At 66.3% G+C, this 13,424-nt stretch carries 15 protein-coding genes; 7 read left to right on the top strand and 8 right to left on the bottom strand.

The features are described 5' to 3' along the window. Positions 1-58: 58 nt before the first annotated feature. Positions 59-1,021 carry an ROK family protein gene (locus NE2_RS16165; RefSeq protein ID WP_063026964.1) on the top strand — a complete coding sequence of 321 codons (963 nt, stop codon included), beginning with the start codon at positions 59-61 and terminating at the stop codon, positions 1,019-1,021. A 58-nt stretch (positions 1,022-1,079) separates the two neighbouring features. Here NE2_RS16165 and NE2_RS16160 read toward each other — a convergent pair whose 3' ends face one another. The 5 genes from NE2_RS16160 to NE2_RS16145 all read right to left on the bottom strand — a co-directional run bounded on the left by NE2_RS16160 (position 1,080) and on the right by NE2_RS16145 (position 4,329). Continuing rightward, on the bottom strand, positions 1,080-1,301 hold the full coding sequence (locus NE2_RS16160) for a DUF4287 domain-containing protein (RefSeq protein WP_063016274.1): 222 nt from the start codon (positions 1,299-1,301) through the stop codon (positions 1,080-1,082). Positions 1,302-1,395: 94 nt separating this feature from the next. Continuing rightward, positions 1,396-2,316: an alpha/beta fold hydrolase gene (locus tag NE2_RS16155; protein WP_063026962.1), complete on the bottom strand. Its 921-nt coding sequence runs from the start codon at positions 2,314-2,316 to the stop codon at positions 1,396-1,398. 88 nt (positions 2,317-2,404) lie between these two features. Further along, positions 2,405-3,511 (bottom strand): YeiH family protein, encoded by a 1,107-nt coding sequence (locus tag NE2_RS16150; RefSeq protein WP_063027041.1) that lies wholly within the window; start codon positions 3,509-3,511, stop codon positions 2,405-2,407. 5 nt (positions 3,512-3,516) lie between these two features. After that, entirely contained in the window at positions 3,517-3,678 is a 162-nt protein-coding gene (locus tag NE2_RS36280) for a hypothetical protein (protein ID WP_167356747.1), read from the bottom strand. Between the two features lie 114 nt (positions 3,679-3,792). Continuing rightward, positions 3,793-4,329: an SLATT domain-containing protein gene (locus NE2_RS16145; RefSeq protein WP_146098765.1), complete on the bottom strand. Its 537-nt coding sequence runs from the start codon at positions 4,327-4,329 to the stop codon at positions 3,793-3,795. A 155-nt stretch (positions 4,330-4,484) separates the two neighbouring features. On the opposite strand from NE2_RS16145, the gene NE2_RS16140 reads away from it, so the two are divergent. From NE2_RS16140 to NE2_RS16115, 6 genes are all read left to right on the top strand, one after another. Next, a complete protein-coding gene (locus tag NE2_RS16140) occupies positions 4,485-4,868 on the top strand; it encodes a hypothetical protein (RefSeq protein ID WP_030516176.1) in 384 nt (127 codons plus the stop codon). 79 nt (positions 4,869-4,947) lie between these two features. Continuing rightward, complete coding sequence (locus NE2_RS16135; RefSeq protein WP_146098766.1) at positions 4,948-5,748, top strand: hypothetical protein; 801 nt, start codon at positions 4,948-4,950, stop codon at positions 5,746-5,748. A 79-nt stretch (positions 5,749-5,827) separates the two neighbouring features. After that, positions 5,828-6,565 carry a phosphoglyceromutase gene (locus tag NE2_RS16130; protein WP_063027039.1) on the top strand — a complete coding sequence of 246 codons (738 nt, stop codon included), beginning with the start codon at positions 5,828-5,830 and terminating at the stop codon, positions 6,563-6,565. A 422-nt stretch (positions 6,566-6,987) separates the two neighbouring features. After that, positions 6,988-9,039: a CocE/NonD family hydrolase gene (locus tag NE2_RS16125; protein WP_063026960.1), complete on the top strand. Its 2,052-nt coding sequence runs from the start codon at positions 6,988-6,990 to the stop codon at positions 9,037-9,039. A 380-nt stretch (positions 9,040-9,419) separates the two neighbouring features. Next, positions 9,420-10,667, top strand: a complete 1,248-nt coding sequence (locus NE2_RS16120) for a sensor histidine kinase (RefSeq protein ID WP_063026958.1) — start codon at positions 9,420-9,422, stop codon at positions 10,665-10,667. Next, a complete protein-coding gene (locus NE2_RS16115; protein WP_030516181.1) occupies positions 10,664-11,353 on the top strand; it encodes a response regulator in 690 nt (229 codons plus the stop codon). The genes NE2_RS16120 and NE2_RS16115 overlap by 4 nt, the downstream gene beginning before the upstream one ends. A gap of 110 nt (positions 11,354-11,463) precedes the next feature. Here the strand turns inward: NE2_RS16115 and NE2_RS16110 are convergent, their stop codons facing one another. The 3 genes from NE2_RS16110 to NE2_RS16100 all read right to left on the bottom strand — a co-directional run bounded on the left by NE2_RS16110 (position 11,464) and on the right by NE2_RS16100 (position 13,356). Next, positions 11,464-11,793, bottom strand: coding sequence for a hypothetical protein (locus NE2_RS16110; protein WP_063026956.1), 330 nt, complete (start codon positions 11,791-11,793; stop codon positions 11,464-11,466). 63 nt (positions 11,794-11,856) lie between these two features. After that, positions 11,857-12,492, bottom strand: coding sequence for an NADPH-dependent FMN reductase (locus tag NE2_RS16105; RefSeq protein WP_233429798.1), 636 nt, complete (start codon positions 12,490-12,492; stop codon positions 11,857-11,859). Between the two features lie 24 nt (positions 12,493-12,516). Continuing rightward, positions 12,517-13,356 (bottom strand): DUF3109 family protein, encoded by an 840-nt coding sequence (locus NE2_RS16100; protein WP_063027035.1) that lies wholly within the window; start codon positions 13,354-13,356, stop codon positions 12,517-12,519. Positions 13,357-13,424: the final 68 nt, after the last annotated feature.

The raw sequence follows: 13,424 nt of genomic DNA, 5'->3' as shown, positions 1-13,424 counted from the left end.
CCCGCCGAGTGGGTACCGTGCATCCGATCGGGTGATGCGCTGAGGAGGCGGTGGCGAGATGGGCGTGCTGGCTGTGGATATCGGCGCGACGAAATTCGCCGCGGCCGTCGCGACGGCGCCGATCGAGTCCGTTTCGTACGACGAATCCACAGCGCGACCCGCATCGTTGCCGCTGTTGCGGCAGATGCGCCGGGTCGACGTGCCGTCCCGGGGAGCGTGGGAAGCATGCCGCGAGCTGCTGCGGCAGGTGGTAGCTGCCGCATCGGCCGACGACACCTGTGGCACCGGCGAATTCGAGGTGAGCTCGATCGGAATCGCCGCCGCCGGCCCGGTGGATGTCGGTGCCGGTAGCACCGCCCCCTTGAACATTCCCGAGTGGCGTGACGGCTTCCCGATCGTCGCCGCGGTGCGAGAACTGTTCCCCGAGGCCGATATTCGATTCGCGATCGACGGCGCGGCCTTGGCATTGGCGGAGTATCGCGTCGGAGGTTTACGCGGTGTCCGTTCCGGATTGGCGATGACGGTCTCCTCCGGAATCGGCGGCGGCATCGTCAGCGACGGCCGAGTTCTCGTGGGCCGTACCGGGAATGCCGGGCACGTCGGCCATATCGTGGTACCCGGCTGGGATGTGCCGTGTGCCTGCGGCGGTGTCGGATGTGTGGAGGCCGTCGCGAGTGGCATGTCCTCGGTCCGGTGGGCACGCGCACAGGGCTGGACGGGAACGACCGGGATCGAACTGGCACGCGCCGCCGGAGCGGGTGACGCCGTCGCGGCGGCCGCGCTGTCGCGCGCGGGGACAGCTCTGGGACAAGCCATCTCGTCTGCCGCCGCGATGCTCGACATCGACCGTGTCGTGATCGGTGGCGGTTTCGCCGAATCCGGCGCCCCGCTGTGGGATCCGCTGCGGGCGGCGGTGGTGAAACATGCCGGCCTCGGCTTCATCCGTGAACTTCGTGTCCTGAAATCCCCGATCACCGACGGTGCCACGCTGGTGGGCGCGGCGGCTCTCGCGACCGATTGAGGACGTGGGCCGGTTCGACGGCCGGCGCCTGCGCGCTGTCGGGCCGGTCCCGCGCTGCCTACCCGTTGTCGATGCTGCGCACATGCGCGACAAGCGCATTCGCGTGCCCGTGCCCCAGCCCGTGCTCACTCTTCAACCAGGCGACCAGCTCCATATGCTTGGTCAGCTCCGATCCGCGAACGATGTCGAACCATTCCTCGACGGGCCGTCCGTATTTCTTCTCGATGGCGGGGAAGTAGGACGCGGGACCCTTCACCGCTGCGGTGCTCTGTGCGCTCATATTCGGGTAGACGGAACGCGCCGGGAGAACTCATCCACGTCGCACAGTGATGTGGGTCACGAACTCCCGGCGCTCGAAAGCGCGTCGTGCGGCTTCAGTGCCGACCGGCGAAGTCGCGCAGGATTTCTCCGGTGGGGCCGGGCTCCTCGATCATCGGGCTGTGGCCGCAGTCGAGCGATTCGATCCGCACACCCGGCACGCGTCGGTAGTCCTGGAAGGATGCGGCCGGCCACCGGCGGTCCCGGGAACCGTAGAGCACCAGGCTCGGCAGCCCGAGATCGGCGAGGCGGTCGGGTTCCTGCCGTTCCCGCAGATAGACATCCGATGCGTCGGAGGTGGCGGTGATACTGCGGTAGGTCATGCCGTGGAAGTCGTCCACCAGCTGCTGCGGAATCGCGACGTCGCGAGTGAACGCGCTGCTCATGGCGTATCGAATGGCGGCGTCCGGAAGCACGGGCCACAGCGGTTGCCCGATCTGCGGGACGAACAGCAGGTTGCCGAGCGGGCCGTTGTCCGTGAACGCGTCCAGGCGGGATCCGGTGCTGATCAATCCGATCGCGCTCACCAGATCCCGGCGTTGCGCGGCGAGTTCGGTCGCCACATATCCGCCGGTGGAGTGCCCGACGACGATCGCGTGCCGAACGCCGAGCCGGTCGAGGACCGCCCCGACCCGATGTCCCTGTTCGGCCATGCCGTAACCGCTGTCCGGTTTGGCCGAGCGGCCGTGACCGAGCAGGTCCACCCGCACCACGTAGAAGTCCGCCAGCGCGGGCAGTACCGGATCCCACCACGAGACCGAGCCGCCGGTCCCGTGGATCAGTACCACCGCCCGTGCGCTCGGTGCCCCGCTGGTGACGACGTGGATATCGCCGTCCGGCAGCGGCACCATCCGGTCCACGGAATCGTCCGGTGCGGCCGTCGCGACCCCTGTGGTGTTCCCGACGAGCAGTGCGACGAGCGCGCTGACCAGCAGCAGCAACGCGCGTCTCGCCCGACCGGCAGCGGCAGTTTTCATATCTCCTCCTGAGGACGGCTGATGCCCTTACCGTCCCGGAGGTCGCCGCCGCGCGTCTTGTAGAAATGTCGGCCGCCGCCGGTTGGGGTCAGTCGACCACGCCCCAGTGCAAGACCCGGACGGTGAACAGCACCAGTCCCAGCGAGACCGTCGCGACCACGACCAGGCCGACCACCGCCACCGCCAGGGGCCGCCATCCGCTGCGCCCGAGTTCCCGGAAATCGGTGTTGAGACCCACGCCGGCGAAGGTGAGCAGAAACGCCCACTTCGACAGGTTGGCGAGGCCGGCCAGTTGCGCCTTGTCGATCCAATGGGCGGTGGCCAGGGCCGAGACCGCCAGGAAGCCGAGGACGAACTTGGGGAACTTCGCCCAGACGAAGGCCGCCTTGGCACGCAGTCCGGGAGCGATGGTGTCGGCCTCGCCGCGGGCGGCCCAGTACAGGCCGAATCCCAGGACCACGAATCCGATGAGCGCGTTGCGGGTGGATTTCACCAGGACCGCCAGTTTGCCGGCGGCGTCGGAGTAGGCGTAACCGGTCGCGGTGGTCTCGGCGGTGTTGTCGACGGCCAGACCCGCCCAGAGACCGAATTCGTGATCGGTCAGCCCCAGGCCGTGGCCGATGGCCGGGAGCGTGAACAGCGATACCGCGCCCAGCGTCAGAATGGCCGCGATGGCATAGCCGACATCCGCGTTGCGGGCCCGGATGGCCCCGCGCGCGGCCACGATCGCGGACACGCCGCAGATCGAGGTGCCCACGGCCAGGAGCGATCCCAGCTTGCCGGACAGGCCCAGCAGCCGTGCCACGGTGAGAATGATCGCGCCCGCGACCGTCATGTCGATGAGGATCAGCACGAAACTGGTGCCACCCAATTTCGCGACATCCCCGAGGACGAAGCGCGAACCCAGCGCCACGATGCCGGCCTTCAACCAGAATTCGTAGGTGCCGATGCCGGGCTTGAAGATCTTGTGCACCCCAACGGTATTGGCGATGATCAGCCCGAAAACGATAGCCCAGAGCACATATTCGATATCGGGGAAGCGCCAGTGGTGATCGTGAACGAAGTCGTTCACCCAGATCTGGGTGTACTTGCCGAGCAAGCCGACCGCCACCAGCAGCGCGATGCCCGGCAGATAGGCCAGTGCGCCGCGTGGATTCACCGATTCCGTTGTCGGGGTGGTTGTTTCGGTAGCCATCGGGATCACCACGGAATTTTCGGCAGGGCGTCGGCGACGGCGAGCAGCACGAAGACCCCCGCGACGATCACCGCCCACCAGTCGACGCCGATCCGTCGGAAGACGGAAGGTTCCGGGGCGGATGCCTCCGGACCTTCCCGGTCGGGTACCACACCCGGTTCGCTCATGGCCGACTCCCTCATAGCCGTCGATCGCGGTGACTCCTGCGATCAGGCGTCATCATGAGCGGCGTCGAGTCGCCGGGAAAGTAATCGAATCACCGAGATTCGAGCAGAGCGGGACTAGCGGTCCTTGCTCGTGTCGGCGGCTTCGCGCGCCAGTGGCTGGGTCCGGCGCATCGAGGTCCAGGCTTCCAGATCTTCGGCGAGGATCGCATTGAGTTCGATCATCGCCTCTCGGGCGAGCACGTCGCGGTCCTCGTGCTGAGCGCGCCGGAGTTCGACGCCGCGCAGCAGTGTCTGGAGCTGGCCGATGATGACGCTGCGCTGAATCCACATCTCGCGGTGGCGATACAAGCCGTCCCAGGCGGTGACCACGCCGATCGACGCCGCGAGGCCCGTGCTGAGCAGGCCGATCCAGGGAGCCTGGAAGACGGCCACCGCGGTACCGAGGACGGCGATGACACCGTTGGCGACGGCGGTCCATACGACCACCCGCTTGGCCCGGGTCTTGACCACCAGCCGGGAGCGTTCGTACTCGTTCCGGTAATAGACCAGGTAGTGCAGGCTCACGGTCAGGGCGTCGGCGTCGCTGGGCGGCGACGGGGGACTGTGCAGTCCCGAGGAGTGACTTCCGCGCGTATTTCTCGACAGTCGCATGGAACAGGGAGGTCCTAGCGGGAGTGCGGTGTTCCGGACGGGTGATACGGAGGTTGATAAGGTAGCAGAAGTGGTTGCATTAAGGTGGCATTTTCGGCTACACTGAACTATCCGCCCGTGTTGCGGCCGGCACGTGCACTGGAGGGTTGAGACAGATGACCGTTGCGAACGCTCTCGCCATCACCAGTCATGTCGATACGGCCAAACTGCGTCCGGCGGAGCTGGCGCGGCAACTCGTCCAACATCTGGGTCCCACGCTGGTGGCGTTGATCGCCGGAGTCCGCGACCGCAAGCTGCCGCACAAGTGGTCCCATGCCGAAGGGCCGACGCCCCGGGATGCCGCACTTGCTCGCCTGCAGGTCGCGCATCGGTGCTGGATCATCCTGGCGACCGCCGAGGACAGCGATGTGGCGCGGTCGTGGTTCATCGGAGCCAATCCGCGGCTGGGTGAGGAGTCGCCCGCCCTGGCGATCCGTGCGGACCGATTCCGCGAGACCATCGCTGCCGCAGTCGCATTCGTCGACGGCTCGGACAACTGACTCGGTCGACCTGGCCGCGCGGGAAAGCTCTCTTTCGATAAACTTCCCCCTTTGGGAGGCTGTCGGAAGAGGGAGACCGGTGTCTGTGCGCGAAACCCGAAATGCTCGGCGCTGCGCCAAGACCGGATTCGCGCTTCTCCCCGCGGCGTCTCGTGAGGTCTATCGGCTGGCGAAACCTTCCTATGGACCGCTCAATCCGCTCCAGCGCGGGATTTCCAGCGACGAATCACGGGCGGAGTGGAACCGCTACGACGTCGAAGGTCAGCAGACCGTGTACGCCGCCAGTACCGAACAGGGCGCGTACGGAGAGCTTCTCGCACCCCTCAAACCGAAACTTCCCCGTCGCGCGTCCCACTATTTCGACGATGTCGGCTCCGACGACGAGCTCGAATCGCTGATCAAAGAGGAATGGCAGAGTTCGGGATATCGGCCGCCCCGCGAGCTGAACATGTTGTGGCTCAGCGAATATCGGCTCTACCATCTGACGCTGCCGACGCACGGATGGTTCATCGATATCGAGGCGGCCTCCAGCCTCTCGGCGATCGCGCGATATGCCCCGATCGCACTCGTGGAGCGCGGCCTGCGGGAGGTCACGGTCGCCGAACTGCGTGGCGGCGAGCGCTGGCTCACGACGGCGATCTCCACTCGGATCTGGCAGATCACGCTCGACGACGACAGCCTCGCGCACGGGATCGCCTACGGTTCGCGACACGGCAGCGAATGGGACTGCTGGGCCATCTGGCTGCGCCGGACCGGACTCGCGCACACCTCCAACGGACTCGTCACGTCGGCGGATCCGGGCGTGGAGGTGCTGCCTCCGCCGATCAACCCGGCCCTGCAGGCGATTCTGACGGCCTACGATCTGACCGTGAGCTGGTAGGTCGCGGCTCGCGGCGGCCGCGAGCGCCCGATCCGGCGCAGCTGAAATTCGCCGACGCGGCACCGCTAGCATGACCTGCATGACGTACACCCTCGTGTTGCTGCGCCACGGCGAAAGCGAATGGAATGCTCTCAATCTGTTCACCGGCTGGGTGGATGTGCACCTGACCGACAAGGGTGTCGCCGAGGGCAAACGGGCCGGTGAACTGCTGGCCGAGCACGGCATCCTGCCCGATATCGTCTACACCTCGCTGCTGCGCCGCGCGATCAGCACCGCGAATATCGCCCTGGACGCCGCGGATCGGCACTGGATTCCGGTGGTCCGCGACTGGCGGCTCAACGAGCGGCACTACGGCGCGCTGCAGGGTAAGAACAAGGCGCAGATCCGCGATCAGTACGGCGACGACCAGTTCATGATGTGGCGCCGCAGCTACGACACCCCGCCCCCGCCGATCGAGGCCGACAGCGAATACAGCCAGAGCGGCGACGCGCGCTACGCCGGTATCGACGTGCCGGCGACCGAATGCCTGAAGGACGTCGTCGCCCGCATGGTGCCGTATTGGGAGTCCACGATTTCCCGCGATCTGGTGGCCGGAAAGACCGTTCTGGTTGCGGCGCACGGAAATTCGCTGCGCGCACTGGTGAAACATCTGGACGGTATTTCCGACGAGGATATCGCCGGCCTCAACATTCCCACGGGTATTCCGCTGCGCTACGAACTGGACGAGAATCTGCGTCCGATCGGTTCCGCGGCGTATCTGGACCCCGAGGCGGCAGCCGCGGGCGCGGCCGCGGTCGCGAGCCAGGGCGGTAAATAAACCGGATTCCCGCACCTTCCGACGCGCCGCGGTCATCGACCGCGGCGCGTTGTCGTATATCTCGAACCCGCTGCGTGCGTACGGTTTCCGCATGCCGAAGTTCCGTCGGTCGCGCAGGCGAGTATGCAATACTCAGCGTTTTGTGAGCCGCATCTCTTCTGCCTATTCGTAGCTATCGAATTGCCGCGCGGCGGTTCGTGCCCCGATGCGCACCGCCGGTAGTGGCGTCCGGGCCGGTAGGGAGTGGTGTGGATAACTTCCGGTAGGTAAACCGCCGGACTTTCCGCTGGTCATCGACGTGGATGAGGGGCTGAGAAGTTGAGAGTTTTTTCTTGCAGAAGTTGTAACCGCTGGTTTGCAACTTACTCCGCAGTAGATACACTCTCGGTCGTTCGACCATTTCGAGAGGCGGATCACGTTCGATGAAGTACGCGTTACGCGCCACAGTCGCTGCCGTCGCCGCCGCGGTGACCGTCCCGTTCTTCGCCACTCCGGCTCAGGCCGGGCCCGTCGCGACCGGTCCGGACGGCGGTGCCGCCGGCGCCGCGTGGACCGCCACCGAGGACGGCCCGCAGCAGTATCCGAACATCCACATCGACTGGGATGTGCCGATCACCATGAGCGACGGCACGGTGCTGAAGGGCAATGTGTACCGGCCCGCCGATGCCGCCAGCCGTCCGGTCGACACCCGCACGCCGGTCGTCGTGAACATGACGCCCTACACCAAACTGGTCTCGAATCTGGCCGACCACGCGGGCTCGGTTCCGGGGCTGTCCGACGCGCTGCTGGGGTTGTTCCGCCAGATCGATATGAGTGGCACCGCGCTGTCCGGGGTCACCGATCTGACCAAGGCCTTCGGCGGCGGCGAGCTGCGCAACTTCTCCGTCGACCGGCAGCTGATCAAGAGCGGTTACACCCAGGTCGTGGTCGATGTCCGCGGCACCGGCTTCTCGCAGGGCGAATGGGATATGTTGCGCCAACGCGAGCAGCAGGACACCGTGGAGGTGATCGACTGGGCTTCGCGGCAACCGTGGTCGGACGGCAAGGTCGGGATGACCGGCATTTCCTATTCGGGCATCAACCAGGTGCAGGTGGCGGAGAAGCAGCCGCCCGCGCTGAAGGCGATCTTCCCGGTGGTGCCCGGCAGCGATCTGGTCGACGATGTTCTCGCCCCCGGCGGCGGCTTCGGGTTCAACTTCATTCCGCTGTGGCTCACCGCGATCAACACTCTCAAATGGGTGCCGGACGTGCAGTCGATCGTGACCGGAAAATTCGACACCACGTGGCTGAACGACCGGATCAGCGATCCGTACACCTATATGGATGTGCTGCTGAGCGCCTACACCAACACCGATATGAACACCCTCGATCCGCGGGTGAAGAACATGCTGAACGACATGTCCTCGGAACGGCAGGCGTGGATCGGTGATCCGGGCCGGATTCAGGTGCCGACCTTCGTCACCGGCGGGTGGCACGATCTGTTCACCTACTCCGAATCCAAGATCTACAACCGGATTCCGCTCCCGCCCGGGCAGAAGCAGCTGTTCATGGGCAACACCTACCACCTCAACTCGGGCAACGAATACGGCAAGCCCGGCCTGCCGCCGCGGCTGGACGTACTGCAGCGCGCGTGGTTCGACAAGTGGCTCAAGGGAATCGACAACGGCATCGACACCTACGGTCCGGTGACGCTGCGCGAACAGGGCGGCGGTTGGATCACCCAGGGCGGTTTCGGACCGTCGGCGCCGGCCGAGGAGGCCGCGAAGTACCGTCGCATGTACCTGTCCGGTGACCGTAGCGGTACCGCGAACAGCGTCTACGACGGCTCGTTGACCGGCGAATTCACCGGTGCGCCGACACGTCTGACGGTGGCGCCCGGCCTCACCACGCTGTGCTCCAACGATGCCGCGCAGGCGACCGCCGGTGTGCTCGCCGTCATCGACGGCTGCGGCAAGGACTCGCGCATCGCGGAAACCAACGCGCTGACCTTCACCAGCGCCCCGGTCGCCGGGGAGACCACCATCTCGGGCCCGATCGCGATGCGGCTCAACACCGTTCAGGACGCCGCCGACGGGTATTGGACGGTGACGGTCAACGATGTCGCGCCGGACGGGCAGTCGACCGTACTGTCCTCGGGGCAACTGATGGCCTCGCTGCGTGAGGTCGACGAGGCGAACAGCACCCGGTCCGAGAACGGCGACTACACCGACCCGCGGGCCTACACCTCGCTGGACAAGCGGCAGCCGACGGTTCCCGGTGAAGTGACCGAACTGAACATCGCGCTGCCCGCCACGCAGGCCGTCCTCGCGCCCGGCCATCGCCTGCGGGTGGACGTGTTCGCCGGCAACTTCCCCAAGGGCCTGCCGATCGCGCCGATGCTCGCGGACACCGGCCTCAAACCCGAACACCTGCAACTGGATCCGAATGCCCCGAGCTTCGTGAACATCCCGGTCAAGGGAGACTCCGGCTGGTGAGCCGGTAGGAGGCTCCCCGACGGTCCCGGGAACGTACAACGGCGTACGTACCCGGGACTTTTCGTCTCCGGCCGGTGCCGGTGGCGCGGGATTGAGGCGCACCTCACACTCGACGCAGGTCGCCGGGCGAGCGCCGCGGTGGATCGACACGCCGGAGGTGTTCACGCGCGATTCGCACGGACTCCAGATGTGCGGTGCCGCAAGGAAAACTGTTCGCGCGACCATTGCCAGGCGGCCGAAAACCGCCGGTCGGGGCCGATCCGGGGCTCGGCCAACTTTGTGTGAACACCCGGCCAACGATCGCGGAATCAGCCGTGACCTGCGCGAAACTTCGTCAACCCGGGTTTGGAGTACGTGTCCGCGACCGTACGATTCTCTATGTGAGCGTTCCCCAGGCCGTGCTGCTTGCAGTCCTCGCGGCCGTAGTCGGTCTGGCCGTCGGTGGCCTGGTCATCCCGTACATGAACGCCAGGCAAGCCGAGCGTCGCGCGGCCGAATCCGGCCTGACCATGTCGCAGGTCCTGGATCTGATCGTGCTGGCCTCCGAGAGTGGCATCGCGGTGGTGGACGAATATCGCGACGTGGTGCTGGTCAATCCGCGCGCCGAGGAACTGGGCCTCGTCCGCAACCGGTTGCTGGACGAACGCGCGTGGGCGGCGGTGGAGAAGGTGATCGCCACCGGCGAGGATGTCGAGTTCGACCAGACGCTGAAGAATCCGCTGCCCGGCCGCAACAGCATCGCCGTGCGCGGTGTGGCCCGCCCGCTCTCCCGCGGTGATTCGAACTTCGTCGTGCTGTTCGCCGACGACGACTCCGAACAGGCTCGCATGGAGGCCACCCGCCGCGATTTCGTCGCCAATGTCAGCCATGAGCTCAAGACCCCGGTCGGCGCCATGAGCCTGCTCGCCGAGGCCATGCTGGAGTCGGCCGACGATCCGGATTCGGTGCGGCATTTCGGGCAGCGTCTGGTCAGCGAATCGAACCGGATGGGCAAGATGGTCACCGAGCTGATCGCGCTCTCGCGGCTGCAGGGGGCCGAGAAGCTGCCGCAGCTCGAGGCGGTCGACGTCGACACCGTGGTCAATGCCGCGATCGAACGGTCGCGTACCGCCGCCGAGGCCGCCGGAATCACCGTCAGCACCGATGCCAACAGTGGACTGGAAATACTCGGCGACGAAACTCTGCTCGTGACGGCGCTGTCGAATCTGGTCGAGAACGCGATCAACTATTCGCCGAAGGGCTCGCACGTATCGGTGAGCCGGTCGCTGCGCAACGGCCACGTCAATATCGCGGTCACCGATCGCGGTATCGGTATCGCCAAGGAAGACCAGGAACGGGTCTTCGAACGTTTCTTCCGCGCGGACAAGGCGCGTTCGCGCGCCACCGGCGGAACCGGACTCGGGCTGGCTATCGTCAAACACGTGGCCGCCAATCACAACGGAGAAATCACGTTGTGGAGCAAATTGGGTACCGGTTCCACGTTCACGCTGCGTATTCCCGCGGTCGAATCAGGCAACCAGAATTCCGCCCCGGCGGAGAGGAAGAGCCCCACCGCAATCGGGGTGGGCAAGAACGACGACGGTCCGCGCCGGCGGACCGGACAAAACGGTGTGGAGGCAACCCGATGACCAGTGTGTTGATCGTCGAGGACGAGGAGTCGCTGGCCGATCCGCTCGCGTTCCTGCTGCGCAAGGAGGGCTTCGAGGTCACGGTCGTGGGCGATGGGCCATCCGCGCTGTCGGAATTCGACCGCTCCGGCGCCGACATCGTCCTGCTGGATCTGATGCTGCCCGGGATGAGTGGCACCGACGTGTGCAAGCAGCTGCGCACCCGCAGTAGTGTGCCGGTGATCATGGTGACCGCCCGCGACAGTGAAATCGACAAGGTGGTCGGCCTGGAACTGGGCGCCGACGACTACGTCACCAAGCCGTACTCCTCACGCGAGCTGATCGCCCGTATCCGGGCGGTGCTGCGCCGCGGCGCCGGCGAGGAGATGGACGGGTCCGGCGAGAGCGGCGTCCTCGAGGCCGGCCCGGTGCGCATGGATGTGGATCGCCACACCGTGCAGGTCAACGGCAAATCGGTGACGTTGCCGCTGAAGGAATTCGATCTGCTCGAATACCTGCTGCGCAATTCCGGCCGGGTGCTGACCCGCGGCCAGCTGATCGACCGCGTCTGGGGTGCCGATTACGTCGGCGACACCAAGACCCTGGACGTCCACGTCAAGCGGCTGCGTTCGAAGATCGAGGCCGATCCGGCCAAGCCCGAACATCTGGTGACCGTGCGCGGGCTCGGGTACAAACTCGAGGCCTGATTCTCGCCGGTACGAGAAAGCCGCGAGGCCCGAGGGCCTCGCGGCTTTTCCGTATCGACACCGTGCTGATCGGTGCTGTGCTGATCGACGCTGTGCTGCTGAGGGTTCTGTCAGACGACGTGCACCCAGGCGATGCCGATCTGCGGCAGCTCCTGCTTCTGCAGCTGGAACCAGCCGAAGTCGTCACGCTGCCAGCAGTCGTCCAGCGGCGCGGTGTTGTCGTGGCAGGCGATCGGCTTGGAGGTGCCGTAGGGGCTCACGATGACCTGCTTGCCGTTGTCCTTCGCCGACAGCGCCGCCGGGTCGTTGTAGGCGACGAAGTTGTCGTTCTGCAGCGAGTAGTTGGCCGGATCGGCGGCCGGGTCGGCGTGCGCGGCGGGAGCAAGGGTGAGGGCCGCACCGGCGGCGAGAGCGGCAGTAGCCAGGAATTTCCTCATCATGACCTACACCTATCACGGGTATGTGAAGCGCGCATGGCGAGCCGATGACCGTACAGAGGTACTTCACAATTCCCGCGGCACTGCCGCGGCCGAAAGATATGCGCCGATCGCGGCGGCCGATTCGGCGAGAGCCTGTCGCACCGCCGCGTCCGAAACCGTTCCGTCGGCCCCGACCATGGCGCTCAGCACGGTAATTCGCCGGCACGCCGATTCGATTTCCACCGCGCCGACATATCCCAGCACCGTGCGCAAGGAGGTGATCGCACCTTCACCGCGTCCGGGGGCCGCCACCGAAATCCAGGCCACCGGTTTCTCGTGCAGGTCCGCGTTGCCGACGGTCCACTCCAGCAGATTCTTCAGACTGCCGGGAATGAATCCCGCGTATTCGGGTGCGCAGAACACCACGGCATCGGCGGCCGCGAGTTGTTCACGCAGGGCCCGCACCGCCGGCGGGGCGGGTTGATCGCCCGGCACGAAGGCCGGAATCTCGACCAACCCGGTGAACAATTCCGCGGTGAATGCCGGCGCGGCGAGATCGGCGAAGGTGCGCAGTGCGGCGGTGTTGGTGGAGCCCGGCCGGGTACTTCCGGAAATCAACAGGATCCGGGGTGCGCCCGGGCGTGATCCCGGCGCGGAATCGGTTCCCGCGGGCTCGACAACGGAGGACTCGGATGCCGGCATACCCGGCGCGCTACCCATATCCCTACGAAATGGGTTGGCGGATCAGATATTCCCGTTCGGTTCGGTTTCGGCTTTCTCGCGCGCGGCGGTCGTCGCCGGATGCACCGCGATCAGGCCCAGTCCTTCGCGACGGCGGCAGTGCCGGGCCAGTTCGTCGTAGGCCGGCTGCCCGATCAATTCGATCAGTTCGGGCGCGTAGGACTGCCAGACCGGGCGGCTGCCGACATGCGCGTCGGGCGAACCGGAGCAGTACCAGTGCAGATCCACACCGCCCGGGCCCCAGCCGCGCCGATCGTATTCGGTGAGGGTGGTGCGCAGGATCTGTTCGCCGTCGGGCCGGTCGACCCAGTCCTGCGTGCGCCGGATCGGCAACTGCCAGCACACCTCGGGCTTCACCGTCAGCGGCTCGATGCCCTTGCGCAGGGCCATCGTGTGCAGGGCGCAACCGATTCCGCCGGCGAAACCCGGGCGGTTGAGGAAGATGCAGGCGCCCTCGTAGCGGCGGGTGCGGATGGCCGGCTCGTCGTCGAGTTCGTCCTCTTCCATATACAGCTTCTTGCGGACCTTGCCGTCGCGATCGCGCGCCTCGTCCATCAGCTGCCAATCCTGCGGCGTGAGCATCTTCACGGCCTTGGCCAGCTTCTTGCGATCGTCGTCGTCGCTGAGGAACGCGCCGTGCGAACAGCAGCCGTCGTCCGGGCGGCCCTCGATGATGCCCTGGCAGGCGGGCGTGCCGAAGACGCAGGTCCAGCGCGACAGCAGCCAGGTGAGATCGGCCGCGATCAGATGCTCGGCATTTGCCGGATCGACGAATTCGATCCACTCCCGCGGGAAGTCGAGATCGACCTCCGGCGCCGGATCTATCTTCGCAGCTGGTCGCAGCCCGGCCGGCGCCGTGTCCGGCGAGACGGGGGTGGGCGCGGATGCTCCTGCGGTCACATCGCCAGACG

Source organism: Nocardia elegans NBRC 108235, assembly GCF_001612845.1.
Taxonomy (GTDB): Bacteria; Actinomycetota; Actinomycetes; order Mycobacteriales; family Mycobacteriaceae; genus Nocardia; species Nocardia nova.
The sequence above is the reverse complement of the archived record's forward strand: the minus strand, read 5'-3'. Positions and strand labels throughout refer to the sequence as shown.